This window comes from Agromyces sp. P1_H4, assembly GCF_056405255.1.
Genome location: NZ_JBFUCL010000533.1, coordinates 1 through 1,478 on the forward strand (window position 1 = coordinate 1; position 1,478 = coordinate 1,478).

Genomic DNA, 1,478 nt, shown 5'->3' on the forward strand with positions numbered 1-1,478 from the left:
CCCCTGGGCCGCGGCGATGGTGTCGCTCGCGCCGGCGAGGGTGTCCTCGGCCTGCTTGACCGCACGGGCCTCGAGGATGCCGCCGTGCGAGTCGAGCTGCTTGACGTCGGGGTTCGCGGCGTCGGTCAGCGCGCGGGTCTCGGCGATGCGATCGTTCTGCGCGGCGACCGCACCCTGCACGGCGAAGCCGGTGCCGACCATGGCGCCGATCGCGGCGACGGCGCCCGCGGCGAGGAGTGGTCCACGTCGCCAGCCGGTGGGCCGGCGTCGATCGCGGCGGCTGGCCGACTCGGGCTCGGGGGCGGTGATGGAGTGCTCTGAATTGGAGGAAGGCTGGTTCTGCATGACTTTCACGGGGCGGAGTCCCGAGGCTCGAGGCCACGTGATTCCTTGCTCGACGTTCCACAGACGCGGGGGCGCCCGGGCGAAGTGGCCAGTCTGACGACCCCTTCTGTACGTCTCCGCACATGTTCCTGTGAATGTCATCCAAGGTATTGACGATCGCTCGATTATCACGGTTCGGTCACGACCCGCCCCGGATGCCGCGTGATCACGCCACGTCGCGATGCTCCCCGCGCAGGTCCATGCTGATCTGATCGGCGTCCAGCGTCTCGAGCGCCCCCGTCAGCACCGACGCGCTGAACGTGCCGTCGTCGCGGGCGGCGAGCAGCGCCTCCCGCTGCGCCTCGATGATCTCGAGCCGCAGGGTGCGGAAGAGTTCCCGATCAGCGGCGGGATCCCGGTCGCCGTGCTGGCGTTCCCCGGTGGCCGCCCGCGCCTCGCGATGCTCGCGCACCAGGTCATCGGCCACGCCCCGCAGCATCCCCTCCAGCTGCGCCCGTTCGGTGCGGGCCGCCTCGACGTCGACCCCGGCCGGCTTCACGAGGCGGACGAGCCACGGCAGTGTGCCGCCCTGGATGAGCAGCGAACCCGCTGCCACGAGGAACGCGATGAAGATCACGAGCGACCGGTCGGGTGTGCCCTGCGGCAGCGTCTGCGCGGCCGCCAGCGTGACGGCGCCGCGCATTCCCGCCCAGACGATCACCGTGCCCTCGCGCCAGCCCAGAGGCACGGCCATGAAGTAGTCGATGTCGGCGACCTTGCGCCGGATGCGGGTCTGGAACCGCTGGAGGGAGGCGGCGGACAGCACCCGGCCGGCCCGGCGACGACCTGAGCCACCCTGGGGCTCGGGCGCGACCACCTCGCCGGGCTCGACCGTGTCGAGGCGCTCCTGGAACGCCGTGAGGTGCGGCTTGATGCTCRCCCCGCGGCGCGAACTGCGCCGCTGCAGGCCGAGCATGGGCAGCACGAAGAGCGCCCGCACCAGGATCACCGTCACGAGCGTGATCGCCGCCACCCGAGCGCCGAGCTCCACGCCGCGCGTCTCGTCGGTGAGGTCGCTGAGGATCGTCGAGAGCTCCAGGCCCATCACGAGGAACACCGTGCCCTCGAGGATGAGCTCGATCGTGCGCCAGTTC

At 71.4% G+C, this 1,478-nt stretch carries 2 protein-coding genes; both read right to left on the bottom strand.

Annotation, left to right across the window (positions count from 1 at the left end):
- A partial coding sequence (locus AC1DY2_RS19705) for a hypothetical protein (RefSeq protein WP_476763950.1) occupies positions 1-345 on the bottom strand: 345 nt, incomplete at its 3' end.
- A 205-nt stretch (positions 346-550) separates the two neighbouring features.
- Positions 551-1,478: cation:proton antiporter domain-containing protein (locus AC1DY2_RS19710; RefSeq protein ID WP_476763951.1), on the bottom strand; the 928-nt coding region annotated here is incomplete at its 5' end.